We start from the raw sequence: 25,994 nt of genomic DNA, 5'->3' as shown, positions 1-25,994 counted from the left end.
CTGCGTGATGGCCTGCTCAACTCTATCCGCGCCCCCGCCCCAGCCGGACACCCAGCGCCGTGTCATCTGCGTGGCTCGCGCCCCGGACGAGGCGCTCCTCGCGGAAATACGCTCGGCCGGCTGGGAAGTTGTCGTGGCGAAAACCGCCGCCGGCGCCGAGGCGGCAACGAGGAAATCAGGCGTCGCCGCGGGTCTCATCGATTTCGACAGTTTCACGCCGCGCGACTTTCCTGCCCTCAAGGCCTGTCTGAGCCAGACTGCGATCGGCTGGGTGGCAATCACGGCTGAAAGCCAATCGGCAAGCAAGGCAGTGCGCGAACTGATTCGCAACTATTGTTTCGACTACATCACGCTGCCGCTGGCGCCCGGCTGGATCTCGCACGCGCTCGGGCACGCGCGAGGCATGGCCGCCTTGGACTACGTCGATACGGCCACCGATACCCCGCTCGCGGATGGCAGCGCGATGGTAGGCACCAGCGAACCCATGCAGCAGCTTTTCAGCACTATCCGCAAAGTGGCCAATACGAACGCCAGCGTGTTCATCTTCGGCGAATCGGGTACCGGAAAGGAGCTCACCGCCCTCGCGATTCACAAGCGCTCGCCTCGCCAAAAAGCGCCTTTCGTGGCGATCAATTGCGGCGCGATTCCGCATCATCTTATGCAGTCTGAACTGTTTGGCTACGAACGTGGCGCGTTCACAGGCGCGGACGAGCGCAGGATCGGCCGCATCGAATCGGCGAACGGTGGCACCCTGTTTCTCGATGAAATCGGCGACATGCCGCCCGAAGCCCAGGCGGGCCTGCTGCGCTTTCTGCAGGAAGGCAAAATTGAACGGCTCGGTGGCAACGAGTCGATTTCCGTCGACATACGCATCATTTCAGCGACCCACGTCGACCTCGAAGCCGCGATCGACGCAGGACGCTTCCGGACCGACCTGTTCCATCGCCTGTGCGTGCTGCGCGTCGACGAACCGCCGCTGAGCGCACGCGGCAAGGATATCGAAATCCTCGCGCACTATGTTCTGCAGAAGTACAAGACCGACAGCACCCACAAGATTCACGGTTTCGCGCCATCGGCCATCGACGCCATGTGCAACTACCACTGGCCAGGGAACGTGCGCGAGTTGATCAATCGCGTGCGCCATGCGCTAGTCATGGCCGAAGGCAGGCTGCTGACGGCCTACGATCTCGACCTCGAATCGCAGACGTCCAGAGAGACGACGACGCTCGACCGTGTCCGCGAAAAGGCCGAGCGCAGTGCAATCGAAACCGCCTTGCTACGCCACGATTACCGGCTGGGAGAAACCGCGACGGCCCTCGGTATCTCGCGCGTCACGCTATACCGGATCATGAAAGCATATGGAATGCGGGTTGCGGGGGGCGCTACTTTGGACGATTCGGATGCTGAACTGGGCGGGGAAGCTTCCATTTGATAAAGGAAAACCCCGCATAAAGGCGGGGTTGATGTTTACGGTTTCTGGTTACAACAGGTCCGAACGGTTCTGCTCACCAATCCTGTGTCAACTAGGTAGGGATTCAATACTTGCATTGCTCTTGTGGATTCATCGCAAAAATTTCGCAAACAAAGTTGGCCTTTGGGCAGCAGTTGTTTACGTTTTTTGTCGGTATCTCTCTCTGGCGTCAGGGGGTGCGGAGGGAGCTTGAAGGGGGAGTTATCCACACACTCTTGAATTGATCGGTAACGAAGCATTAGGCGCGCAAGGACGACTTCATTGCAATGCTCGGCCACGAACTGCGCAATCCCATTGCGCCCATTGATAGCGCACTGACTGCAGCGCGGAAACTCTCCACCGGACACCCCGCCGTCCTGTCTGCGCTGGATATCGCGGCACGGCAGACGCGACTACTGAAGCGACTGGTCAGCGACCTGCTCGACGCGTCGCGGATAAGGCACGGCAAACTTTCAGTCCGTCCATCGTATGGGTTGCTGCAGGACATCGTGGCCGACGCGGTGGCTGCGGTGAAGGCCGACCTTAGCAACGGTCAGCACCGACTGCGCGTCACGGTTCCGACATATCCCGTCCGCGTTCATGCTGACCCCGCCCGCCTCACTCAGGTCGTGGCGAATCTATTGTCGAACGCTTTCAAATACACGCCGCCCGACGGCGACATCGCCCTGGTGGTCGAAGCACCGGATGTCAGCATTGAGTCGATGCACAACGCTTCGCCTCGCAGCGCTGTCATCACGGTGACGGACAACGGCACGGGCATTTCAGCTTCCATGCTGCCCCACGTCTTTGATATGTTCGCCCAGTCACCTTCAGCACGAAAGCGCGCGGAAGGGGGGCTTGGAATCGGACTGGCAGTCGTGAAGAATCTGGTGGGCGCACACAACGGCACCGTCACCATCGCGAGCGCAGGCGAAGGTCAGGGTACGGAAGTTACCGTGCGATTGCCGATTGTCTGCGAGGGTACGAAAGAGCCCGCCGTGGCCACGATGCTCAGGGTGGCACCGGTTCGCATCCTTCTGGTGGACGACAACGCCGACACCACGGAAGCACTGGGCACTTTGCTGGAACTGGAAGGCCACGAAGTGAGACGAGCGCAGAGCGGGCCTGAAGCGCTATCGATAGTGGAGTCGTTCACTCCCGATGTTGCCCTGATTGATATCAGCATGCCCGGCATGAATGGCCTTGAGCTGGCGCGACTCCTCAGGCAACGCGCGCAGTGTTCCCTGACGAAGCTGGTGGCTGTGACGGGCTATACCCATGACGCCAGCAGACTTCAGACGGACGAACGGGTATTCGACTTTTATCTTACCAAACCACTGTCGCTGGACGACCTCGCGGATGTCGTGTTGTGCCCGTAGGGCCGTGTGAGCATATTGGCCAAGACCTCTGCAGCCCTACGTCGGAGTAAATATCACTGCTCCAACGTCGGCGATGTGCGTGAAGCTTCGGACAAACCGGTAGGTCTGGTCGCCGACCGTTATCCGGTTTATACCAGCCTGCGTCAGCTCGAGTATCTCGTCAGCCACGCCCGCCGCAATGGTTCCATGACCCGTCAGCTCGTTGTCCTCGTCCGCCGGGTTGCCGATGTAGACAGCACAGACGTCTGTACCGTGGCGCATCATGACGACGCACTCCCCCTCATCGAGCGAGAGTTCGAGATATTCGAGCAGCGTCACCAACGACCCAGGCATCGGTCCCTGCGGGTCGTAAGCCAAACCAGAATCAGTAGTCATATTTCCCCCCGTCAAATCTGTCGGTCCTGAACAGAAAGCTCGCCCTCGGGCGCCGCTGGCTTAACTATAACCGCCCATGTTCGAATGCGGGACATATTGGAACGTCCAACGAGAAACAGCTTCGCACACGTGCGCCGATAGCGTAACTTCCTCCGCCCTGAGCTTCATCAGAGGGTCATTGTTGGCGAGCACGCTGGATCACGGCGACTCGCAACCGTCGGTACCACAAGGAGAGGCTTCGATTGTTTGGGATAACGGCGCCTGCGCCGCGCGCTTCGCGCGCTACTCAGGCCCGCTTGAGCTCACGCAGTAGCAGTACGTAAACTGTTGAATTGAACCCGCCGGCGTCTGATGAATCTCCGTTAGATGTTTCACGAGTTCAAAGCGGGCGCCGAATTCATCGTGTAGAGCATCGGGGTCATAGCGGACAACTTCGAGACCACTGCACCTGGTTGGGCCGTCAGGACCAAAGGTTGCAACGATGACGTGGCCGCCGGGCCTAACGGCGTTCGCGACCTGGCGCACGTACCTCGCACGCTCATTGGCATCAGTCAGGAAATGAAAGACAGCTCTGTCGTGCCACACGTCATATTCGTGCTGTACGAAAGGAAACGTCGTCACATCACGACACAACCAGTCTACGTCTGCCGATTTGCTTCCAAGACGCTCTCTTGCCACGGACAACGCCGTCGAGGAAATATCAAGAACTGACGGTTTTTGATAACCGTGCGCCAACAGGTCATCGACCAACGTAGACTCGCCGCCGCCGACATCGATGACGCGGGCGTCACGATTGGGGGCAGCTTCTTCGATGAGTTGAAGTGACAACTCCAGGTGGGGTCGATACCAGCTGACCTCGGTCGGCTGCTTCGTTTGATAAACCGTTTCCCAGTGAGCTTCCGATTTCACGATTTTCTCTCGTGCTGTCCCGTTTGGTTACGGTAAATGAGGTACTGGCGTTTCGTGATTGTTCAAACTGCCCGTCGCGCGGGGTTGCTACCTGTCGGAGCGCCAGCTTTCGGAAGGGCGCGCTGATTCTGTTCGGGCCATGAAGATAGGCTACGACGCATCGGGTTTAACCAGCGCAGCACGAGCCGGACTGCTGCATCGGTGGGCACTTGCTGGTGCCGTACGAGCAGTACACGCAGCAATCGCCGGATTTCGGTCTGAATACTGTCTTGCAATGCTCGCATTCGTAAAACCACACACAGGCGTCGGTGGGCATCGTCTCTACTTTCCTGTGCCCGCACGCCGGGCACGTGATGCACGAATCCAGCACGACCGCAGTCATCATTGCACCTGCTTTACGTGAGACGGATAGCCCGCATCAGTCGTCGCGTTCGTCAACGCGTCGACCGAAGCCTTCTTCGGGTCAAATACGACCTCCGCGCGTTTGCTTGCGAAATCGACTTTTGCCGATGTCACCCCGGGCACTTTCTCAAGTGCTTTGCGAACGGTAATCGGGCACACAGCGCAATCCATGTTCGTGACGTCAAGGGTGGCCGTGCGAAGCCCCTCGGCGAGAGCCGTGGATGCGGTCAGCGCAGTCGCGACAAGCACAGCAATCAGTTTCTTCATGGCAGGTACTCAATAGAAGAGCGGCGCATACAGGGGGAACGACATCAGTGCGAGCGCGGCCGGCACCACGACCCAGAAAATGACGCGTTGACGATTTCGCACCGAAGGCACCGCGCAGGCTTGGCCCACCGCACATTCTTCCGACCTGGCGTAGAGCCTGCGGAAAGCGACCGCGAAAAAGGCGATGGATAGGGCGACAAATAGGGGTTGCAACGGATGCAATGCGGTCAGGCGCGAGCCCCAGGTGCCCCCGACTCCCAGCACGACAAGGAGCAAGGGACCCGCGCAGCATGCGGACGCCCCAAATGCGGCAGTAGCTCCCGCGAGCAGGGAGCCCGTGGTGGCCCAACGAGGTCGCATGGCACTTCCTTTTCGGACTGGTTGAGTCTAGTCTAGGTGCGTACCTAGGTACGGAGTCAAGTGCACCATGCAGGAAATGACCATCGGGCAGTCGGCTGAAGCGGCGGAGGTCAACGTCGAAAGGCAAGGTGTCGTGCCCACTCATCGACACGCTCATGAACGACAGTGAAATAACCCAGTGAGCGCGTTAGCGTGACGCGTGCCGGTAACGTCATTGACCGCCACCATGTTGCCGGTCTGCTCAAAGATTTCGTTCCGATGCGATAGCACAGGAGTATCTCCATATTCATCGTCAGCACCGCAGTGCGTGGACATGGGAGGTCGAACTGCGGCCTTGGGTAGAGAAGTTTTAGGTGGCGCCGTACGCTTGATCAGGCGGATTCGGGCGTGACGCTTATCGGCAGATAGCGAGACTGCACTCGTCTTGGTACAAAGAAAGATTTTTCTGTCTGTCCCGTGATGATTAGCCCCGATAGGCGCTTTTTCAGGGTGGGCGAGGATGCAAGATTCGGAATCGCAGCCGCGCCTCATTGGGCGCGAAGCGCCACGACATGTGGCTGATACGGGCAGGAATATGAGCGCCTCAAAAAGCGCCCAGGGATGCGTGTGCGGGATGAATCGCGAACGCGGACGGACACTGACAGGGACAACCGAGGAAAACGACGATGGGCATGCCGGCGCGGTGCCGACAGCGCGAGTCACCGAATGAAACTGTTTTGTTTCGACGGGGCGTTCGTGCGCCTATAGAAATGAGAAGGCGAGAGGAAACTTGCGTCTCGCCCTCGCCCGGAAAATCATTCTGAATCAGTCTCCTGCGTCAGAATCCGCCCGCTGGAACTTGCGGACTTCTGCTCACTCGACCCTCAGAACGGAATATCGTCGTCCATCTCATCAAAGCCGCCGCCGGCCGGCGCGCTCGGACGGCTCGAACCGCCGCCGCCACCGCTGCCGCCACGCGAAGCGCCGCCGCCCGAAACCGCACGGCCGCCACCACCGCCACCGCCGCCGCCGCTACGCTCCGACGGCTCACCGCGGCTGTAACCGCCTTCGTCGCCACCGCCGCCCATCGAGCCGCCACGGCCACCCAGCATTTGCATCTGCTCGGCGACGATTTCGGTCGAGTAACGGTCGGTGCCGTCCTGAGCCTGCCACTTGCGGGTACGGATGCGCCCTTCCAGGTACACCGACGAGCCTTTCTTCAGATACTCGGACACGATTTCTGCAAGCCGGCCGAAGAACGACACGCGGTGCCATTCGGTTGCTTCCTTCATTTCGCCGGACGCCTTGTCCTTGTACCGGTCCGTCGTAGCAAGGCGGATGTTCGCCACTGCGTCGCCGCTCGGAAGATAACGGACTTCCGGATCGGCTCCGAGATTGCCGACGAGAATGACCTTGTTCACGGATGCCATGAGTTTCTCCTGTTGATTCCGTTGCGGGCGGCGCGGCAATGCACGATTCGCGTCTCAAGCCAGCGGGCCGGAGACCGGAACTGCGCCTCAGCCCGCCGCCAGGTGAGTTCTGAGTGAGCCTTTTTACGCCTTGCGCGGCGGCTGTTTCATCTGTGCGGCGATTATAAGCCAGCACAAAACAAGCCCCGAACAAGTAAAGAAAACGGCGCTCTGACCGTCCGCTTTCAGCAGCAAGCCGCCGACCACGCCGCCCAGCGCAAGACCGATCGACTGGGTGGTGTTGTACACGCCGGCTGCCGCGCCCTTACGGGTTCCCGGCGCCAGTTTCGACACCAGCGAAGGCTGCGACGCTTCAAGAATATTGAAGCCGAGAAAGTAGACAAAAAGGATCGCCGCCACACTCAGAATCGTATGCGGTGCGACGCCCAACAACAACTGTCCGATCAGGATAAGACCGATCGCCGACAGCAGCACGATTTTCATTTTCCCGCGTTTTTCCGCGGCAATGATCGCCGGGACCATCATCACGAACGAGAGGCCCATCACCGGCAAATACACCTTCCAGTGCGACGCGACCGGCAGGCCGCCCGCTTCGAGAATGCGCGGCACGACGAGGAACAATGCGGTTTGCGTGGCATGCAGCACGAGCACGCCAAAGTTCAGGCGCAGCAGTTCGACGTTATGCAGCACCTCGGCGAACGGCGCGCGCACATGCACGGGCTTGGGCGCATCGGGCACGACCCACAGCACGAGGCCGACCGCCAGAATCGAGAAAATGCCGACCAGCGTGAACAAGCCGCTCATGCCGACCCACTGGAACACAATCGGCGCACCGACGATCGCCACCGCGAACGAAATGCCGATGCTGCCGCCGACCATCGCCATCGCCTTGGTGCGATGCTCCTCGGAGGTGAGGTCGGCGATAAACGCGATCACCGCGGACGACACCGCGCCCATGCCCTGAATCACCCGGCCGACGATGATCCACGTCATGTCGTGCGCGCCCGCCGCGACGAAGCTGCCGAGCGCGAAGATCAGGAGACCGGTCGCAATGACCGGTTTGCGGCCGATTTTGTCGGAAATCCAGCCGTAGAAGATGTACAGCATCGACTGCGTCACGCCGTACGCGCCGAGCGCGATACCCACCAGCAGCACGTTGTCGCCGCCCGGGATGGTCTTCGCGTAGATCGAGAACACCGGCATGATCATGAAGAGACCGAGCATGCGCAGCGCGAAGATGGCGGCGAGCGACACGGTCGCGCGCATTTCAGGCGCGCTCATGCGTGAGGATGTAGCGGACGGATTGGACATCGGGAGCGTTCTTTGAATGAGCGGGGCGGCAGGCAAGCGGCGAGCCATTCGAGCCGGCAGCCTTGCTACACGCTCGTCTGGCGTCTCGCGGCGCCTTGTACTCGCGGAAGATGGCCCCAGTTAAACCTCTTTCCCGCAGCGTTCGGCCGCTGCCTTACAGCTTGCCTTGTGCCTTCTTCGGGCTGTCAGGAAGCCGTAACGGCGGTCTTGAAAAGTCGTTATAGTAGCAGGTTTAGCCTCTTCCTCTTTCCGCCAGGTCATGGGCCAAGTCTTGGAATAACGCGTGGAACAAATCCGTATCCGTGGGGCTCGCACCCACAACCTGAAGAACGTCAATCTCGACCTCCCCCGTCACAAGCTCGTCGTGATTACGGGCCTGTCCGGCTCGGGTAAATCGTCGCTCGCGTTCGATACGCTCTATGCGGAAGGACAGCGGCGCTACGTCGAAAGTCTCTCCGCTTATGCCCGCCAATTCCTGCAATTGATGGAGAAGCCGGACGTCGATCTGATCGAAGGCCTGTCACCGGCGATCTCGATCGAACAGAAGGCGACTTCGCACAATCCGCGTTCCACGGTCGGCACCGTCACCGAAATTCACGACTATCTGCGCCTGCTGTTCGCGCGGGTCGGCACGCCGTATTGTCCGGACCACGAAATTCCGCTGGAAGCGCAAAGCGTCTCGCAGATGGTCGACGCGGCGCTCGCCCTGCCGGAAGAAACCAGGCTGATGATCCTCGCGCCGGTGGTGGCGAACCGCAAAGGCGAGCACGTCGAACTGTTCGAAGAGATGCAGGCGCAGGGCTTCATCCGTTTTCGGGTCCGTTCGGGCGGCGGCACGGCCAACGAAGGCGTCGCGAAGATCTATGAAGTCGACTCGCTGCCGAAACTCAAGAAGAACGACAAGCACACGATCGACGTCGTCGTCGACCGTCTGAAAGTGCGCGGCGATATGAAGCAGCGTCTCGCTGAATCATTCGAAACGGCACTGCGTCTCGCTGACGGTCGCGCGATCGCGCTGGAAATGGACACGGACAAGGAGCACCTGTTCAGCTCGAAGTTCGCCTGCCCGATCTGCTCGTATTCGCTGCAGGAACTGGAGCCGCGCCTCTTTTCGTTCAACAACCCGATGGGCGCGTGCCCGGAGTGCGACGGCCTCGGCCAGATCACTTTCTTCGATCCGAAGCGGGTGGTCGCGCATCCATCGCTGTCGCTCGCGGCGGGCGCGGTGAAAGGCTGGGACCGGCGCAACCAGTTCTACTTCCAGATGCTGCAAAGTCTCGCGGCCTTCTACGAATTCGACATCGACACGGCCGTCGAAGACCTGCCGGAGAAAGTCCGCAAGATCCTGCTGTTCGGTTCGGGTAAGCAGGAAATCCCGTTCTCGTACATCAACGAACGCGGTCGCACCTCCGTGCGCGAGCATGTGTTCGAAGGGATCATCCCGAATCTGGAGCGCCGTTACCGCGAGACCGATTCGGTCGCGGTGCGCGAAGAGCTCGCCAAGTATCAGAACAACCAGCCCTGCCCAGCCTGTGCCGGCACACGGCTGCGACGTGAAGCGCGCTTCGTGCGGATCGGCGCGGACGGCGACGCGCGCGGCATCTTCGAAATCAGCGGCTGGCCGTTGCGCGACGCGCTCGGCTATTTCCAGACGCTGCGGCTCGAAGGCTCGAAGCGCGAGATCGCCGACAAGGTGGTCAAGGAGATCGTCGCGCGGCTGATGTTCCTGAATAACGTCGGGCTCGACTACCTGTCTCTCGAACGCAGTGCGGAAACGCTGTCGGGCGGCGAGGCGCAACGCATTCGACTCGCCTCGCAGATCGGCTCCGGTTTGACCGGCGTCATGTACGTCCTCGACGAGCCGTCGATCGGCCTGCATCAGCGCGACAACGACCGGCTGATCGCCACGCTCAAGCATCTGCGCGATCTCGGCAACTCGGTGATCGTCGTCGAACACGATGAAGACATGATCCGCATGGCCGACTACGTGGTCGACATGGGGCCGGGCGCGGGCGAACACGGCGGCATGGTGATCGCCGAAGGCACGCCCAAGCAGGTGGAGGCGAACGCGGCATCGATGACCGGGCAGTACATGTCCGGCACCCGCAACATCGAATACCCGGACGAACGCAAGGAACCGGACGAGCGCCGTCTGCGTATCGTCGAGGCATACGGCAACAATCTGCAGCACGTGTCGCTCGATCTGCCGGTCGGCCTGCTGACCTGTGTGACCGGCGTGTCCGGGTCGGGCAAGTCCACGCTGATCAACGACACGCTGTATCACGCGGTCGCGCATCACCTGTATGGCTCGTCCACCGAGCCGGCGCCGTACGAATCGATCGAAGGACTGGAGCATTTCGACAAAGTCATCAACGTCGACCAGTCGCCGATCGGCCGCACGCCGCGTTCGAATCCGGCCACGTACACGGGACTGTTCACGCCGATCCGCGAACTGTTCGCGGGTGTGCCGGCGGCGAAGGAACGCGGCTACGAAGCGGGCCGCTTCTCGTTCAACGTAAAGGGCGGCCGCTGCGAATCCTGCCAGGGCGACGGCGTGCTGAAGGTGGAAATGCACTTTTTGCCGGACGTGTACGTGCCTTGCGACGTTTGCCACAGCAAGCGCTACAACCGCGAAACGCTCGACGTGCAATACAAAGGCAAGAACATCAGCGAAGTGCTCGACATGACGGTGGAGAGCGCCTATGAGTTCTTCAAGCCGGTGCCGGTCGTGGCGCGCAAGCTGAAAACTTTGCTGGACGTGGGTCTAGGCTATATCCGGCTGGGTCAGTCTGCCACCACCCTGTCGGGCGGCGAGGCGCAGCGCGTCAAACTATCTTTGGAACTGAGCAAGCGTGACACCGGTCGCACGCTATACATCCTGGACGAGCCGACCACCGGTCTGCACTTTCACGACATAGCGTTGCTGCTGGAAGTGATTCATCGTTTGCGAGACCAGGGTAATACCGTCGTGATCATCGAGCATAATCTCGATGTAATAAAGACCGCCGACTGGGTCATCGATCTCGGCCCCGAGGGTGGAGCCGGTGGCGGTCAGATCATCGCGCAAGGCACGCCGGAGCAGGTTGCCAAGTCAAAGGCAAGTTTTACCGGTAAGTATCTGGCGCCGCTGCTGAAACGCATTGCCAGTAGAAAGTAACGCTGTACAACACGGGTTGGAGACGGAATAAGCCATGGCCAAGCGGAATCAGGCGAGCGACGACGGGCAAGTGCAGGACCTACGCCCACGCCCGGTCAGGCTGACGAGCGACATGAGCCTGCCGAAGCTATCGGCGGTCGAAATCGGCAGTTACGTGCTGATGCTGATCGGCATGTGGGCGGTCATCGAACTGAAGCTGCTCGGCGCCTTGCTGGCCGGGCTGCTGGTGTTTCAACTCGTGCACACCATCGCGCCGCGCATCGAACGGCACATGTCGAGCCAGCGCGCGCGCTGGCTCGCGGTGGTTATCCTGTCGACCGTCATTGTGGGTGCGCTGACAGGCCTCACGCTTGGCATTATCGAGCATTTTGAAAACGACGTGCCGAGCGTCCAGATGCTGCTCGACCAGGCGATGCAGTTGATCGACCAGGCGCGCGGCCGGATTCCGCAATTTATCGCCAACACTCTGCCAGTCGATACCGAGCAGATGAAGACGAAGGCAGCCGAGTTGATGCAGACGCACGCGAACATGTTGCAGCAAAGCGGCAAGAGCGCCGCACGCGGCTTCACGCATATCCTGATCGGCATGATCATCGGCGCGATCATCGCGGTCGGGGCACAGAAGCATATGCAACGGCTGCCGCTGTCCACGGCGTTCGTCACGCGCGTGACCCGTTTCGCCGACGCCTTCCGCCGCATCGTATTCGCTCAGGTCAAGATTTCCGCGATCAACGCGTTCTTCACCGGCATCTTCCTGCTGGTAATCCTGCCGATCTTTCACGACACGCTGCCACTCTCCAAAACGCTGGTGCTGGTGACGTTTATCGTCGGCTTGCTGCCGGTGATCGGCAATCTGATCTCGAACACGATCATCGTCGCGGTGGCGCTCTCGGTGAGCTTTCCGGCGGCGGTCATGTCGTTGATATTCCTGATCGTGATTCACAAGCTGGAGTACTTCCTGAACGCGCGTATCGTCGGTGGTCAGATTGAGGCGCGCGCCTGGGAACTGTTGATCGCGATGCTTGTAATGGAAGCCGCGTTCGGTCTCCCCGGCGTGGTCGCGGCGCCGATTTTCTATGCGTATATCAAGCGGGAATTGATTTATCTGCGGCTGGTGTGAGCGCGAACCCGTCTGCGATGCGGGCTTAGCGGATGCGGTGAATAGCGGCGCTTCGGTGCCGCTTTTTTTACCTGCGCCGTCTTCAGAAGGCCAGATCCGCGCGGCGCCCAGCGCTTACTGAAAACTTGCAGCAGGCCACACGATTCGCATAAGATGAGAACAATTCCCATTTACAACGCGACACCGTGACCCGCCGTTTCCCCTCGTTTTCCAATTCGCCGGCTCGCTTATGAGGCGGCAGCTCGTCCGCCTGCACCGCTGGTTCGGTATCGCCATTGCGCTGTTTCTGTTCGTCGCCGGCCTGACTGGCGCGATCATCGCGTGGGACCACGAACTCGATGCGGCGCTGAACCCGTCGTTCTTCAAAGTGCGCACCGCCGGCCCGGCGCTATCGGGGCTCGAGTTGGCACGTCGCGTCGAAGCGGCCGATCCGCGCCTGCAGGTAACGTATTTGCCGCTCGCCGCTGAACCCGGCCACACGTTGCAGATGATGGTGCTGCCGCGCACCAACCCCGCCACGCAGCAGCCCTACCCGCTCGGCTTCAATCAGATTGCCGTCGATCCCGCCACCGGCAATATCCAGGCGCGGCGCGAATGGGGCGCCGTGTCGCTCGCGCGGCTCAATCTGGTTCCGTTCATCTACAAGCTGCACTACACGCTGCAATTGCCATTCACCGGCGGTGTCGACATCGGCACGTGGCTGATGGGCATGGTCGGGATCGTGTGGCTGTTCGATAGTGTGATCGCGCTATGGCTGTCGTTTCCGAGCTTCAAGGCATGGCGCAAGTCGTTCGCGTTTCGCCTCGGGCGCGGCGGCTATGCGCTCACCTTCGATCTGCACCGCTCAGGCGGCGTGTGGATCTGGGGCTTGCTGGCGATCGTCGCGCTGACGTCGGTGTCGATGAATCTGTCGGCACCGGTCGTTCGGCCAATCGTGTCGCTGTTCTCGACGCTCACGCCGAATCCGGTCAACAACCCCGAAATCCTGCGCGCGCCGCAGCCCGGCGACCCGTTGCTGAGTCGCGAGCGTGTGGTGCAACTCGCAGAACAAGCCGGTCAAGCGCAGAACCTGAAGGTGCCGCCGGGCGGTCTTTACTACGCTGAATACCTGCACGCCTACGGCGTCGGCTTCTACGCAACCGGCAATGATCACGGCGACATCGGCCTCGGCAATCCGTGGATGTATTGGGACGCGGCAACCGGCAAACTACTCGGCGCGCAAATTCCCGGCAAGGGCACGGCGGGCGACATCTTCATGCAGGTGCAATTCCCGCTGCACTCGGGACGCATCCTGGGTCTCGGCGGCCGGATTCTGATTAGCGCGGTGGGGATTGCGGTCGCCGTGCTCAGCGCAACGGGACTGCTGATCTGGCTGAGAAAACTGAATGCGCGCGGCCGTTCGGCGCAAAACGCACAACTCGCACGACTCGCACGAGTTGCACACGACACGCGGGATGAGGGCGGCTCCGCGATACGCTCCTGACCTGACGAACCTGACGAGCACGCACCGGACTCATTCGGCCCGCACTTGCGGCGGCTCGCGCTGCCCTGAAAGAAGAGCGCGCCGAACAGCCCCCTTTGAACGCTTGCAGCAGGGTCATGCGGCCATGGTTGGCCGCCCCCACTGCAAAGTGCATCAACAACGCTTAACGAAACACCACGGTCTTGCTGCCGTTCAACACGACGCGATGCTCGACGTGCCACTTCACCGCACGCGCGAGCGTCACGCATTCGACGTCACGGCCGATCGCCGTCAGCTGCTCCGGCGTCATGCTGTGATCGACCCGCTCCACTTCCTGCTCGATGATCGGACCTTCGTCGAGATCCGTTGTCACGTAATGCGCGGTCGCGCCGATCAGTTTCACGCCACGGTCGAACGCCTGGTAATACGGCTTCGCGCCCTTGAAGCTCGGCAGGAACGAATGGTGAATATTGATCGCGCGGCCGGCGAGCGATTCGCACAGCTGCGGCGACAGAATCTGCATGTAGCGGGCGAGCACCACCAGATCGGCTTGATGCTCGTTGATCACTTCGAGCACGCGTGCTTCCTGCGCGGCCTTGGCATCCGGCGTGGCGCCCATCAGCGGGAAGTGATGAAACGGAATGTCATAGCTGGCCGCGAGCTGATAGAACTCCTTGTGGTTCGAGATGATCGCCGGAATCTCGATACCCAGTTGACCGGTGCGGTAGCGGAACAACAGGTCGTTCAGGCAATGGCCGATCTTCGACACCATGATGACGACGCGCGGTTTCACCGAAGCATCATGCAATTCCCAACGCATGCCGAACTGCTCAGCGAGCGTCGCGAACGACGTACGCAACAGGTTCAGGCCCGGATCGCCGCCCACCTGCTGGAAATGCACGCGCATAAAGAACTCGCCGGTGCGGCTGTCGCCGAACTGTGCGGAGTCGAGAATATTGCTGCCACGCTCGAACAGAAAGCCCGAAACCGCGTGGACGATGCCGGGCCGGTCGGCGCACGACAGTTTGAGAATAAAGCTGTGATCGGTCGACATGACCTGGGTGACTCCCTTCTTTTGTGCGTGATTTGTTCGGTGCGTCCTGCTTGATGCAGCGTGCTACGGTGTGACCCGGCGTGCTCGTCGCAGCAGCGCCTGGCAGGTGCTTACTCAGGTGCCTATCCAGGCGCCGGCGGTGCAAACAATGTCTCGATGCCCGGACACGCGTCTTCGTCGATCCAGCGCCGGCGCAGCAGGCAATCCAGCGTCGCGAGGCTCGCGTCCACCGTCATCGCGCCTTCTTCGATCCAGCGCGCCGCTTCGTCGATGCGCGCAAGCCGGTGTTCGCCCACTTCCCCGTCCTGGTTACGCGGCGCGAAATCGGCCGGCAGCGCGAGGTCGTAGATGAAAATCTGTTCGGCCTGTGTGCCTTCCGGCAACGATTGCAGCACATGCGCGGTGCGGCCAGCCGTGGCGCGCGCGGCAATCTCCTCGGGAATGCCGGCTTCTTCCCAACACTCCTTGATGATCGTCGCCTCGATGCCGAAGCCCCAGCCGATCCCGCCTGCCACGACATTGTCGAGCATGCCCGGGTCGGTCGCCTTGGTGTCGCTGCGGCGCGCGATCCATAGTTGCGGGGCGCCATCCGCGTATTCTACGACGCCGTTCAGATGCACCGCGTAGGTCATCGTGCCGAAGAAGCGCGACGCCGCGCGTTCGATGTACGCGAGCGGCGGCGCATCGAACCCATTGCGGATCGCGTAAGTCTCATTGCGCCAGCCGGGAATACGGCCCTCGGCGGCAAGCGCACCGATTACGGAACCGAGCGCGGCACTGCGCAAATCTGCGGTGTTGAACGCAGGCGCGAGCGTCATGCGCGTGGCGTCGATTTCAAACACATCGGGCCAGCGCGCGAGCAACGGCACATCGCTCGAGCGAACCCAGCCGACCTGCTCGGCGTCGATCCAGAACGGCAGATGCGCGTGGCTATCAAAGCGGCGCGCGGCGGTGATGCAAGGCAAAGTCATTCAAAGCTCCAAACTGGTCTTCTGGCGCGCCCCGTTGCCGACGTTCGCCCAGTCGCTTAAACGGTCTCTCTTTCAATCGCGCAAGGCGACGCGAATCCCGATCGCGATGAAAGTCGCGCCAGCGAGCCGGTCGAGCCACACACCCACGCGCGGCCGGCGCTTCAGCCAGCCACCGATCATTCCCGCGCATACGCCGAACAGCGAAAACACCACCACGGTCTGCAACATGAACAACACGCCGAGTTCCAGCATCTGCACCGTGACGCTTTGCGTGCCGTGCGGCTGCACGAACTGCGGCAGGAACACGACAAAGAAGAGCGTCACCTTCGGATTCAGCAGATTGCCGAGCACGCTCTGACGGAACACCGCCTTCAACGGTTGCGGCGCGCGCTCGTGCGCGGTGGCGAGGCCCTGGCTGCGCAGCGCCTTGATGCCGATCCAGACCAGATACGCGGCGCCGGCCAGCTTGATGACTTCAAACGCGACCGGCGACGAACGCAGTAACGCGGCCACGCCAAGCGCGGCCAGGGTCGTATGGAACGTGATGCCGGCCGCAAAACCGAGCGCGGCGACGAGACCCGCCGCGCGGCCTTGCGAGATGCCGCGCGCGAGCACTTGCAGATTGTCGGGGCCGGGCGCCATCGTGATGGCGATCGAGGTTGCGAGGAACAACAGGAAGTTGGGCATCTTTCTTACCTTCTTTGAGTGCAGGAAGAAGTTCGCGTTTCGCGATCAATGGCCGCCGAATTCAGTCACGGTATAGAGCGGCAGGCCGCCTTTACGCAGCAAGGCCGAGCCGCCGAGTTCGGGCAGATCGATAATCGCCGCACCTTCGACCACCACCGCGCCGAGCCGCTCCAGCAGAATCTTGCCGGCCATCATCGTGCCGCCGGTGGCGATCAGATCGTCGATGATCACGACACGGTCGCCCGGCTTGCAGGCGTCCTCGTGAATCTCGACGGTCGCGGTGCCGTATTCGAGCTCGTAGGATTGCGCGACCCGCTTGTACGGCAGCTTGCCCTGCTTGCGGATCGGAATGAAGCCGAGGTTCAGCTCGTAAGCCAGAATCGGCCCGAAGATAAAGCCACGCGCATCCAGCCCGGCGACGTAGTCGAGCTTCGCGTCGATATAGCGCTGGACGAACAGGTCGATCAGTACGCGCAGCGACTTCGGCTCCTGCAGGAGCGGCGTGATGTCGCGAAACTGCACGCCCGGCTGCGGCCAATCGGGCACAGTGCGGATATGACTTTTGATGTAGTTGGCCGCATCGAGCGGCGCGCTCGCGAGCGCGTTGGACATGATGTCTCCGGATGGACCTCGACGGGTCCGATGAAAGGCTAAATCAGGTGCGGCCGGCCAGGTGCGGCCGGCTCAGGTGCGGCCGCCAGCGCCGACCCGGTGAAAGCATGCCAGGCCGACCGTACTCGTTAGGCCGCAGCCGCGCCCGCGCGGCGATGCTTCGAGAGCCGCTCCTCGGCTTCGGCCAACTGTTCGGGCAAACCGCGCAACACCACGATATCGCTCGCGCGCAGCTTGGTGGACGGGTCCGGCTCGACGCCACGAATGCCGTGCCGGCGAATTGCCGTTACCTCGACGCCCAGCTCGAACAGCCCCAGTTCCGCCAGCGTTCGACCCACCGCGTCCGAATTTTCGTCGACCGGCACCGATTGTAGCCGCACCTGTTCGTGGCCGTCGTCGTCTTCCACGTCGTCCGCGCCATGGAAATAGCCGCGCAACAGCGCATAACGCTCGTCACGCATTTCCTCGACTCGCCGCACCACGCGCCGCATCGGCACGCCCATCAGCACCAGCGTATGCGAAGCCAGCATCAGGCTGCCTTCGACGATCTCAGGAATCACCTCGGTCGCGCCGGCGGCCAGCAGCTTTTCCAGATCGGCGTCATCCACCGTACGAACGATTACCGGCAGCGTGGGCTCAAGCTCGTGAATATTGTGTAACACGCGCAATGCCGACGGCGTGTTCGCGTAGGTAATCGCGATCGCCGCGGCGCGATGGATACCGGCCGCAAGCAGCGATTCGCGCCGCCCCGCGTCGCCGAACACCACGGACTCGCCCCCCGCAGCCGCGGCCTGCACGCGATCGGGATCCAGGTCCAAAGCGACGTACGACAACCCCTCGTGTTCCAGCATGCGCGCCAGATTCTGCCCGGCGCGGCCGTAACCGCAAATGATCACGTGACCGCTCTGCTTCAGGCTCTGCGTCGCGATCCGCGTCATCTGCAAGGACTGCATCATCCATTCCGTCGAGGACAGCCGCAGGACGATGCGGTCCGCGTTCTGGATCAGGAACGGCGCGGCCAGCATGGACAGCAGCATCGCCGCGAGAATCGCCTGCAGCAGAGTGGCGTCGACGAGATGTTTGTCGAGAATCAGATTCAGCAGCACGAAGCCGAACTCGCCGGCTTGCGCGAGCCCGATACCGGTGCGCATCGCGACGCCCGGTGAGGCACCGAACAGGCGCGAGAGCCCCGTCACCATCACCGCCTTCAGCAAGATCGGACCGACCAGGAAACCCAGCACGATGAACGGGTGTTCCCAGATCACACGCGGATTCAGCAGCATGCCGGTCGTGACGAAGAAGAGCCCCAGCAGCACGTCGCGAAATGGCTTGATGTCCTCTTCCACCTGATGCCGGTAAGGCGTCTCGGCGATCAACATACCGGCAATGAACGCGCCGAGCGCGAGAGACAAGCCGAACTTGTCCGTGATGAACGCCGCGCCGAGCGTCACCAGCAGCAGATTGAGAATGAACAGTTCCTGCGAGCGGCGGCGAGCAACCACGTTGAACCAGCGCGTCATGAAGCGCTGCCCAACTATTAACAATAGCGCCAACGCCACGACAATCTTGATGGCCGCCAGCCCGAGCGCGCTGACGAGATCTTTCGAATCGCCGCCCAGTGCCGCGATGACGATCAACAGCGGCACCACCGCCAGATCCTGGAACAGCAGCACGCCGAAGATATTGCGGCCGTGCTCCGTTTCGATCTCGAGCCGCTCGGCCAGCATCTTGCTCACGATCGCCGTTGACGACATCGCGAGCGCGCCGCCCAGCGCCACGCTCGCCTGCCACGTGATATGCACCCAGCGCTCCAGCACGAAACCGAGCGAGACCGCCACGGCAATCGTGCCGATCACCTGAAGCAGGCCGAGGCCGAACACCAGCCGGCGCATTGAGCGCAGCTTGGAAAGCGAAAACTCCAGCCCGATGGAAAACATCAGGAACACGACACCGAATTCGGCGAGGTTCTGCGCGCCCACCGAGTCGGGAATCAAACCGAGCGCGTGCGGCCCGACCACGATGCCGACCGTCAGATAGCCGAGCATCGGTGGAAGATTCAGAAAGCGAAAGATCACCACGCCCGCCACTGATGCCAGCAGCAGGAACAGCGTCATTTCGAGCGGGGAAATCATCGGCAAAAACGCATCGGTAAAGCGCCCTCGTTCGTCAGCGGAACCGCGCACGCAAACCGCCGTGCGACAAGGTTGTGGGGCCGTTAAAGACAGCAATAAAGGCAGCGGCTTGGCACAGCAGGCCCGGCGCGGCGAACAAGCGCCTTTGCTATACTCCGCGAATGATAGCGAAAATCAATGGCGACCGGGCACTCGCGCTCGCTCGCGACGTGCTCGACATCGAAGCGGACGCCGTGCGCGCGCTTCGCGATCAACTCGACGATGGCTTCATCGGGGCGGTCGACTTCATCCTGGGTTGCCGCGGGCGCGTCGTCGTTTCCGGCATCGGCAAATCCGGCCATGTGGCCCGCAAGCTCGCGGCCACGCTCGCCAGCACCGGTACACCGGCGTTCTTCGTTCACCCGGCGGAAGCCAGCCACGGCGACCTCGGCATGGTCACGGCAGACGACGTGTTCCTCGCGCTGTCCAATTCCGGCGAAACTGAAGAACTCGTGGCGATCCTGCCGCTCATCAAGCGAATCGGCGCGAAGCTGATTGCAATGACAGGCCGTCCGTCGTCGAGTCTCGCACAACTGGCCGACGTGCACCTGAATTCCGGCGTATCGAAAGAAGCCTGTCCGATGAATCTTGCGCCGACCGCCAGCACCACCGCCGCGCTGGCACTCGGCGATGCGCTCGCGGTCGCGGTGCTGGACGCACGAGGCTTTGGCCGGGACGACTTCGCCCGCTCGCATCCGGGCGGCGCGCTGGGCCGGCGCCTGCTCACATATGTGCGCGACGTGATGCGCACCGGCGACCAGGTGCCGAAGGTGACGCCCGATGCAACCGTGCGCGACGCGCTGTTCCAGTTGACCGCCAAGCGCATGGGCATGACGGCGATCGTCGATCATAACGACCATGTAACCGGCATCTTCACCGACGGCGACTTGCGCCGCGTGCTCGAACGCGACGGCGATTTCCGCGAACTGTCGATTGCCTCGGTCATGACCGCCGGCCCGCGTACCATCGGCCCGGATCACCTTGCTGTCGAAGCCGTGGAACTGATGGAGCGTTACCGCATCAATCAGATGCTGGTCGTCGACGAAGCAGGCAAGCTGATCGGCGCACTCAACATGCACGACCTGTTCTCGAAGAAGGTGATCTGATGCCCGTCGCCCCCCTTACCGCCACTGAACGCGCAAGCCGCGTGAAGCTGATGATTTTCGACGTCGACGGCGTGCTGACCGACGGCGGCCTGCTGTTTACGGCGGAAGGCGACACGATGAAGGCATTCCACTCGATGGACGGCCACGGCATGAAGCTGCTGCGCCAGGCCGGCATCGAAACGGCGATCATCACCGGGCGCCAGTCGGGCATCGTCGCGGCGCGGGCGAAGGAAATGAATATCACCCACGTCTATCAGGGCGTGCAAGACAAACCCCAGGCGTTTGCCGACCTGCTCAAGCAAACCGGCATGACGGCGGAAGAATGCGGCTATATGGGCGACGACTGGGTCGACCTCGGCGTCATGCTGAAGGTCGGCTTCGCGGCGGCGCCGGCCAACTCGCATCCTGAAGTGATCGCGCGCGCCCATTGGGTCAGCGAGGCGCGCGGCGGCCACGGTGCGGCGCGTGAAGTCTGCGATACCCTGCTGCGCGCGCAGCACAAATATGACGCACTGCTCGCGGCAGCCTGTAGCGGCGAACAGCGAGGCCTCGTCGGATGAATCAGTTTCGCTGGACCTCGCTGATTCCGCTCGTCGCGATGGCGGCGCTCGCCGGCATTACATGGTGGCTGCTGCAAGCCACGCTGCCGCGCCAGAACGAAAGTGTGGTGCGTCCCAAAGAGCACACGCCAGACTACTTCGCAGACAACTTCTCGGTTTCCGAACTCGATCAATCGGGCTCGACGCAATACCGTCTGACCGCCCAGTCGCTGATCCATTACGAGGACGACGAGCTGAGCGACCTGGTCAAGCCGGCCATGCGAGCCTTCCAGCCCGGCAAGCCGATCGTCACCGCGACCGGCGACACCGGCAAGGTGAACGCCGACGCCTCGATCGTCGATCTGTATGACAATGCGCGCATCCTGCGGGCCGCCGGCAACGGCGATCCGCAGATGCAAGCGGATTCGCAGCATTTTAGGGTGCTGGTCAACGACGATGTGATCGAGACCGAAAAGCCGGTTAAACTTCAGCGCGGCATGTCTGTGATGACTGCCAGCGGCATGAATTACAACAACGTCACCCGGGTGATGCAGCTGTTCGGCAATGTGAAGGGCGCGATTGCCGCGTCCGAAGGCTCCGCCAGCTCGCCCAAGCAACCCGGGTAATCCATTCCAGGCGTGACTGCATGAACGAATCGTTCCCCCGTTTTGATACCGGCCGCTCGCGCACCCTGTCCGCGTGCCGCGCCGGACTCGCTGCGCTGATTGTCGCGTTGCCGCTCGCCGGCTTCGCGCCGCTTGCGCACGCCGACCGCGCCGACAAGGACAAGCCGCTGAACGTCGAAGCGGACAACATGACTTATGACGACCTCAAACAGGTCAACATTTTCACCGGCCACGTGGTCGCGACCAAGGGCACGATCGTGATCAAGGCCGATCGGGTCGAGGTGACGCAAGACCCGCAGGGCTATCAATACGCCACCGGCACCTCGAGCGGCGGCAATCTGTCGTATTTCCGCCAGAAACGCGAAGGCCTCGATGAATACATCGAAGGCACGGCCATTCGTATCGACTACGACGGCAAGCAGGATCTGACCACGCTCACCACCAACGCCACCGTGAAGCGCCTGCAAGGCCTCTCCACGGTCATGGACCAGGTGCACGGCAGCGTCATCACCTATGACGGCCAGAACGACTTCTACACCGCGAAGGCGGGCAAGGACGTCGCCGGTCCGGGCAACCCGACCGGCCGCGTACGCGCGATGCTGGCGCCGCGCAATGGCGGCGCCGCGCCGCTGAACGGCGCGTCGGCCACGCTCGCGCCGTCCACCACGATCCAGGGAGCACCGAACCAGTGAGTTCTTCCGCGTCCCTCCCCAATCGCAAACCGGCCGGCACCAGCAGTTCACTGGTGGTCCGCAACCTGAAGAAGCGTTACGGCTCGCGCACGGTCGTCAAAGACGTCTCGCTCGACGTGAAAAGCGGCGAAGTGGTCGGCCTGCTCGGCCCCAACGGCGCCGGCAAGACCACCTCGTTCTATATGATCGTCGGCCTCGTGCCGCTCGATGCAGGTGAAATCGATCTGGACGGCAAGTCGATCAGCTTGCTGCCGATTCACAAGCGCGCGTCGCTGGGCCTGTCGTATCTGCCGCAGGAAGCGTCGGTGTTCCGCAAGCTCACCGTCGAGGAAAACATTCGCGCGGTGCTGGAATTGCAGCACGAAGACAACGGCAAGCGGCTCAGCAAGGACACCATCACGGCCCGTACCGAGGCATTGCTCGACGAACTGCAGATCGCTCATCTGCGTGAGAATCCGGCGCTGTCGCTGTCCGGCGGCGAGCGCCGACGGGTGGAAATTGCGCGTGCGCTGGCCACCAATCCGAGCTTTATTCTGCTCGACGAACCGTTCGCGGGCGTCGATCCGATCGCGGTGCTGGAAATCCAGAAGATTGTCAAATTTCTGAAGCAGCGCAATATTGGCGTGCTAATCACCGATCACAACGTGCGCGAGACCCTCGGCATCTGCGACCACGCCTACATCATCAGCGACGGCAGCGTGCTGGCCGCCGGTGCGCCGAGCGACATCATCGAAAACGAAAGCGTGCGGCGCGTCTACCTGGGCGAACACTTCCGCATGTAAGTGCACAAAGGAGACGGCCGGCCGTGCGAGCGAGCACCCGCCGGCCTCTTTGCGGCATCCGCACATCCGCTTTTTTGACCTGGGCCGTTCCGCGCCCAGCGCCGCCGAAAACGGGCGCACGCGTAATTGCGCATGTCGCAATGTATCGCGGTCGTGGCAAACTCTCTACAATGAATCTCAACTTGCCATGAAAGCCAGCCTCCAACTCCGCCTATCGCAGCATCTTGCGCTGACCCCGCAACTGCAGCAGTCCATCCGGCTGCTTCAGCTGTCCACGCTCGAACTGCAGCAGGAAGTCGCAATGGCGATCTCGCAGAATCCGCTCCTCGAGAACGAGGACGACTGGATCGCGAGTCCCCTGCGCGTGGCGGCCGACGGTTCGCTGATCACCCAGTCGCCCAATTCCTCCGCGCCGCCCGACCAGATGGGCGGCAATACGTCGTCTTCGTCCACCAGCAGCAGCGAGCGCGCCGAGAACGGCGAGCCGCAGGGTGTCGACGAGTACAACGGCCTCGCGAACGACGGCAACGGCGAGTCGTCGCAATGGGATCTCGGCGACTACGGCCGCTCCGGCAATGCCTCGGACGACGACGATCTGCCGCCGCTGCAAGTCCACGAATCGAGCACCTCGCTGCGCGATCACCTGATGGCGCAACTTCGCGTCACCCAGGCGAGCCAGCGCGACCGCGCGCTGATCACCTTCCTGATCGAATCGCTCGACGACGACGGCTATCTTGCCGCCACGCTCGACGAAGTGCTGAACGACCTGCCCGAAGAGCTCGAAGTCGATCTCGACGAAATGAACGCCGCGCTCGCGCTGCTGCATAGCTTCGACCCTGCAGGGGTCGGCGCACGCTCCGCGTCGGAATGTCTCAAGTTGCAATTGTTGCGGCTCGAACAGTCGCCTACGCGCACACTGGCGCTCGACATCGTTGCCCATTATCTGGAACTGCTCGCGGCACGCGACTTCACGCGCCTGCGCAAGCATCTGAAGGCGAACGACGACGATCTGCGAGATGCGCATATGCTGATCCGCTCGCTCGAGCCATTTCCCGGCGCCGCTTACGGCAAGGCGGAAGCGGACTATGTCGTGCCGGACATCATGGTGCGCAAAACGGCACAGGGCTGGCAGGCGGAACTCAATCCGGATGTGGTGCCCAAGCTGCGCATCAACCATCTGTACGCGAATATTCTGCGCAATAACCGGGGCGATCCGGGTAGCGGATCGTTGCGTCAGCAACTGCAGGAAGCACGCTGGCTGATCAAAAATATCCAGCAACGTTTCGAGACCATCCTCCGGGTCGCACAAGCCATTGTCGAGCGTCAAAAGAGCTTTTTTGTGCACGGCGAAATTGCCATGCGCCCCTTGGTTTTGCGAGAAATTGCTGATACGCTGGGCCTACACGAGTCAACTGTCTCGCGTGTGACAACCGGTAAATACATGCTGACCCCATTCGGGACGCTTGAATTTAAGTTCTTCTTCGGATCACACGTTTCGACTGACACGGGCGGCGCGGCGTCTTCAACGGCGATCCGTGCGCTCATCAAGCAACTGATAGGAGCGGAAAACCCGAAATCTCCTCTTTCAGACAGTCGCATAGCCGAACTGCTGGCTGAACAGGGCTTCGTGGTCGCACGGCGTACCGTGGCGAAATATCGCGAAGCGCTCAAGATTCCGGCAGTCAACCTGCGCAAGTCTCTGTAGCCCGCCGCCTCCCGCGACGGGCATTTACCGGCCGCTCCGCAGTTTGGCGGACAGGCCGGCCGATGCGACCTGCCAGAAGTCAGTCACCGGGGGGCGACTCAGGCAAGCCGACAGATCGACCGGACCTACGTCATCGTGCGGAACAAGCGGCCTCTAGCTTGGAGAAGCACTATGAATCTGCAGATCAGTGGACACCACCTCGAAGTAACGCCTGCGTTGCGCGAATACGTGATCACCAAACTGGATAGGGTGCTAAGACATTTCGATCAGGTCATCGACGGCAGTGTGGTCCTCTCGGTCGACAACCACAAGGAAAAGGAAAAGCGTCAAAAGGTTGAAATCAACCTGCATCTTAAGGGTAAAGATATCTTTGTCGAGAGTTGTGACAGCGATCTCTACGCTGCGATCGATCTGATGATCGACAAGCTCGACCGTCAAGTGATACGCCATAAGGATCGCCTGCAAGGCCATCAGCACGATGCGATCAAGTACCAGCCGGCACCGCTACTGGATGTGCCGCCGCAATAAGGGAAATTAGAAGGCATCTTTACTTTCCTTCGTTTTTCCTCATTTGCCCGCATTGGCTCGTATTTGCCAATACCCAGCCAAACCGCCCGAGACCGGGCGGTTTTTCGTTTCAGGGCACCTTTTTCGCGCAGTGGCACAGATCGGATCGATCTCGCAAAGAAACCCATGATGCATCGATGGCGCGCCGCACCATCCGTGGCTACCCTGTTCTATAATGTTCCGGTTACCATCGGGGTCAAGTTAGCTCAAACGGAAATCGGTCGGCCGGAGTCCTGCGCTTTCGGACTCCACTGCACGTCGCCGTGAGCATCAAACGAATGGAACGCCACTCAAACGCCCCAGCGAGGAGAACCCAGGCCACGTTTTCGCCTGTCAACATGAATCGTTTAGCCAAATTTCTTCCCCTCGAGAACGTCGTTGTCGGTCTATCGGTCACCAGCAAAAAGCGCGTGTTCGAGCAAGCGGGCCTGATCTTCGAGAACCAGAACGGCATCGCCCGCAGTACGGTCACTGACAATCTGTTCGCGCGTGAGCGCCTCGGATCGACTGGGCTCGGCGAAGGCGTCGCGATTCCGCATGGCCGGATCAAAGGCTTGAAGCAACCGCTCGCCGCGTTCGTTCGCCTCGCGGAACCCATCCCCTTCGAATCGCCCGACGGCCAGCCCGTCTCGCTGCTGATCTTCCTGCTCGTGCCCGAGCAGGCCACCCAGCAGCACCTCGAAATCCTTTCGGAAATCGCCCAGTTGCTGTCCGATCGCGAGGCCCGCGAGCGTCTGCACACGGAAGAAGACCGCGAATCATTGCATCGCCTGCTCACTCAGTGGCAACCTTGATGCATCGGCGGTTATCCGCACGCCGGTGATTCACCCCGTTACCCGCCTAAGTGCGGGTACAACAACCTGGCAAGGCAAACGGCCCGC

25 protein-coding genes are annotated in these 25,994 nt (G+C 61.5%); 13 read left to right on the top strand and 12 right to left on the bottom strand.

Translation table 11 applies throughout. From position 1 onward, the window contains the following. Positions 1-7: 7 nt before the first annotated feature. Both KHO23_RS00985 and KHO23_RS00980 read left to right on the top strand, forming a co-directional pair. The gene (locus tag KHO23_RS00985; protein WP_211608725.1) at positions 8-1,432 is read left to right on the top strand and encodes a sigma-54 dependent transcriptional regulator; all 1,425 of its coding nucleotides are present in this window, start codon (positions 8-10) and stop codon (positions 1,430-1,432) included. Between the two features lie 299 nt (positions 1,433-1,731). Next, positions 1,732-2,829, top strand: a complete 1,098-nt coding sequence (locus KHO23_RS00980; RefSeq protein ID WP_268963869.1) for a hybrid sensor histidine kinase/response regulator — start codon at positions 1,732-1,734, stop codon at positions 2,827-2,829. 36 nt (positions 2,830-2,865) lie between these two features. Here KHO23_RS00980 and KHO23_RS00975 read toward each other — a convergent pair whose 3' ends face one another. The 7 genes from KHO23_RS00975 to KHO23_RS00950 all read right to left on the bottom strand — a co-directional run bounded on the left by KHO23_RS00975 (position 2,866) and on the right by KHO23_RS00950 (position 7,862). Continuing rightward, positions 2,866-3,204 (bottom strand): hypothetical protein, encoded by a 339-nt coding sequence (locus KHO23_RS00975; protein ID WP_211608723.1) that lies wholly within the window; start codon positions 3,202-3,204, stop codon positions 2,866-2,868. Between the two features lie 282 nt (positions 3,205-3,486). After that, complete coding sequence (locus tag KHO23_RS00970) at positions 3,487-4,113, bottom strand: class I SAM-dependent methyltransferase (protein ID WP_211608722.1); 627 nt, start codon at positions 4,111-4,113, stop codon at positions 3,487-3,489. A gap of 166 nt (positions 4,114-4,279) precedes the next feature. After that, positions 4,280-4,495, bottom strand: a complete 216-nt coding sequence (locus KHO23_RS34930) for a GDCCVxC domain-containing (seleno)protein (RefSeq protein ID WP_236066714.1) — start codon at positions 4,493-4,495, stop codon at positions 4,280-4,282. Continuing rightward, positions 4,495-4,782, bottom strand: a complete 288-nt coding sequence (merP, locus tag KHO23_RS00965; RefSeq protein WP_211608721.1) for a mercury resistance system periplasmic binding protein MerP — start codon at positions 4,780-4,782, stop codon at positions 4,495-4,497. Before merP ends, KHO23_RS34930 begins: the two co-directional genes overlap by 1 nt. A 9-nt stretch (positions 4,783-4,791) precedes the next feature. Next, complete coding sequence (locus KHO23_RS00960; RefSeq protein WP_211608720.1) at positions 4,792-5,142, bottom strand: mercuric transporter MerT family protein; 351 nt, start codon at positions 5,140-5,142, stop codon at positions 4,792-4,794. An 863-nt stretch (positions 5,143-6,005) separates the two neighbouring features. Beyond that, positions 6,006-6,551: a single-stranded DNA-binding protein gene (locus KHO23_RS00955; RefSeq protein WP_211608719.1), complete on the bottom strand. Its 546-nt coding sequence runs from the start codon at positions 6,549-6,551 to the stop codon at positions 6,006-6,008. A gap of 123 nt (positions 6,552-6,674) precedes the next feature. Then, positions 6,675-7,862: an MFS transporter gene (locus KHO23_RS00950; RefSeq protein ID WP_211608718.1), complete on the bottom strand. Its 1,188-nt coding sequence runs from the start codon at positions 7,860-7,862 to the stop codon at positions 6,675-6,677. Between the two features lie 283 nt (positions 7,863-8,145). On the opposite strand from KHO23_RS00950, the gene uvrA reads away from it, so the two are divergent. From uvrA to KHO23_RS00935, 3 genes are all read left to right on the top strand, one after another. Further along, positions 8,146-11,019 (top strand): excinuclease ABC subunit UvrA, encoded by a 2,874-nt coding sequence (uvrA, locus tag KHO23_RS00945; protein ID WP_211608717.1) that lies wholly within the window; start codon positions 8,146-8,148, stop codon positions 11,017-11,019. Between the two features lie 34 nt (positions 11,020-11,053). Continuing rightward, positions 11,054-12,139: an AI-2E family transporter gene (locus tag KHO23_RS00940; RefSeq protein WP_211608716.1), complete on the top strand. Its 1,086-nt coding sequence runs from the start codon at positions 11,054-11,056 to the stop codon at positions 12,137-12,139. A gap of 229 nt (positions 12,140-12,368) precedes the next feature. Beyond that, positions 12,369-13,622 carry a PepSY-associated TM helix domain-containing protein gene (locus KHO23_RS00935; RefSeq protein WP_211608715.1) on the top strand — a complete coding sequence of 418 codons (1,254 nt, stop codon included), beginning with the start codon at positions 12,369-12,371 and terminating at the stop codon, positions 13,620-13,622. Positions 13,623-13,785: 163 nt separating this feature from the next. On the opposite strand, the gene purU is transcribed toward KHO23_RS00935, so the two are convergent. The 5 genes from purU to KHO23_RS00910 all read right to left on the bottom strand — a co-directional run bounded on the left by purU (position 13,786) and on the right by KHO23_RS00910 (position 19,057). Beyond that, positions 13,786-14,655: a formyltetrahydrofolate deformylase gene (gene purU / locus KHO23_RS00930; protein WP_211608714.1), complete on the bottom strand. Its 870-nt coding sequence runs from the start codon at positions 14,653-14,655 to the stop codon at positions 13,786-13,788. A gap of 122 nt (positions 14,656-14,777) precedes the next feature. Then, on the bottom strand, positions 14,778-15,626 hold the full coding sequence (locus KHO23_RS00925) for an NUDIX hydrolase (protein ID WP_211608713.1): 849 nt from the start codon (positions 15,624-15,626) through the stop codon (positions 14,778-14,780). A gap of 72 nt (positions 15,627-15,698) precedes the next feature. Beyond that, positions 15,699-16,313 (bottom strand): LysE family translocator, encoded by a 615-nt coding sequence (locus KHO23_RS00920; protein ID WP_211608712.1) that lies wholly within the window; start codon positions 16,311-16,313, stop codon positions 15,699-15,701. A 45-nt stretch (positions 16,314-16,358) separates the two neighbouring features. Then, on the bottom strand, positions 16,359-16,925 hold the full coding sequence (locus KHO23_RS00915; RefSeq protein WP_211608711.1) for an adenine phosphoribosyltransferase: 567 nt from the start codon (positions 16,923-16,925) through the stop codon (positions 16,359-16,361). A gap of 128 nt (positions 16,926-17,053) precedes the next feature. Continuing rightward, positions 17,054-19,057, bottom strand: a complete 2,004-nt coding sequence (locus tag KHO23_RS00910) for a monovalent cation:proton antiporter family protein (protein ID WP_211609805.1) — start codon at positions 19,055-19,057, stop codon at positions 17,054-17,056. A gap of 161 nt (positions 19,058-19,218) precedes the next feature. On the opposite strand from KHO23_RS00910, the gene kdsD reads away from it, so the two are divergent. The 8 genes from kdsD (at position 19,219) to KHO23_RS00870 (ending at position 25,907) form a co-directional block, all read left to right on the top strand. Continuing rightward, on the top strand, positions 19,219-20,202 hold the full coding sequence (gene kdsD / locus KHO23_RS00905; RefSeq protein WP_211608710.1) for an arabinose 5-phosphate isomerase KdsD: 984 nt from the start codon (positions 19,219-19,221) through the stop codon (positions 20,200-20,202). Continuing rightward, a complete protein-coding gene (locus KHO23_RS00900) occupies positions 20,202-20,762 on the top strand; it encodes a KdsC family phosphatase (RefSeq protein ID WP_211608709.1) in 561 nt (186 codons plus the stop codon). The genes kdsD and KHO23_RS00900 overlap by 1 nt, the downstream gene beginning before the upstream one ends. Further along, on the top strand, positions 20,759-21,367 hold the full coding sequence (gene lptC, locus KHO23_RS00895) for an LPS export ABC transporter periplasmic protein LptC (RefSeq protein WP_211608708.1): 609 nt from the start codon (positions 20,759-20,761) through the stop codon (positions 21,365-21,367). The genes KHO23_RS00900 and lptC overlap by 4 nt, the downstream gene beginning before the upstream one ends. 20 nt (positions 21,368-21,387) lie before the next feature. Next, on the top strand, positions 21,388-22,059 hold the full coding sequence (gene lptA, locus KHO23_RS00890; RefSeq protein WP_211608707.1) for a lipopolysaccharide transport periplasmic protein LptA: 672 nt from the start codon (positions 21,388-21,390) through the stop codon (positions 22,057-22,059). Next, positions 22,056-22,841, top strand: coding sequence for an LPS export ABC transporter ATP-binding protein (gene lptB / locus KHO23_RS00885; protein WP_211608706.1), 786 nt, complete (start codon positions 22,056-22,058; stop codon positions 22,839-22,841). Before lptA ends, lptB begins: the two co-directional genes overlap by 4 nt. 187 nt (positions 22,842-23,028) lie before the next feature. Then, positions 23,029-24,546 (top strand): RNA polymerase factor sigma-54, encoded by a 1,518-nt coding sequence (locus tag KHO23_RS00880; protein ID WP_211608705.1) that lies wholly within the window; start codon positions 23,029-23,031, stop codon positions 24,544-24,546. Between the two features lie 171 nt (positions 24,547-24,717). Continuing rightward, positions 24,718-25,074, top strand: coding sequence for a ribosome hibernation-promoting factor, HPF/YfiA family (hpf, locus tag KHO23_RS00875; RefSeq protein ID WP_028199089.1), 357 nt, complete (start codon positions 24,718-24,720; stop codon positions 25,072-25,074). Positions 25,075-25,391: 317 nt separating this feature from the next. Continuing rightward, complete coding sequence (locus KHO23_RS00870; protein WP_012431657.1) at positions 25,392-25,907, top strand: PTS sugar transporter subunit IIA; 516 nt, start codon at positions 25,392-25,394, stop codon at positions 25,905-25,907. Positions 25,908-25,994: the final 87 nt, after the last annotated feature.

Origin of the sequence: Paraburkholderia haematera (genome assembly GCF_905220975.1) — a bacterium.
In the GTDB taxonomy this organism is placed as follows: domain Bacteria; phylum Pseudomonadota; class Gammaproteobacteria; order Burkholderiales; family Burkholderiaceae; genus Paraburkholderia; species Paraburkholderia haematera.
This window is presented reverse-complemented; position numbering and strand designations above follow the sequence as displayed.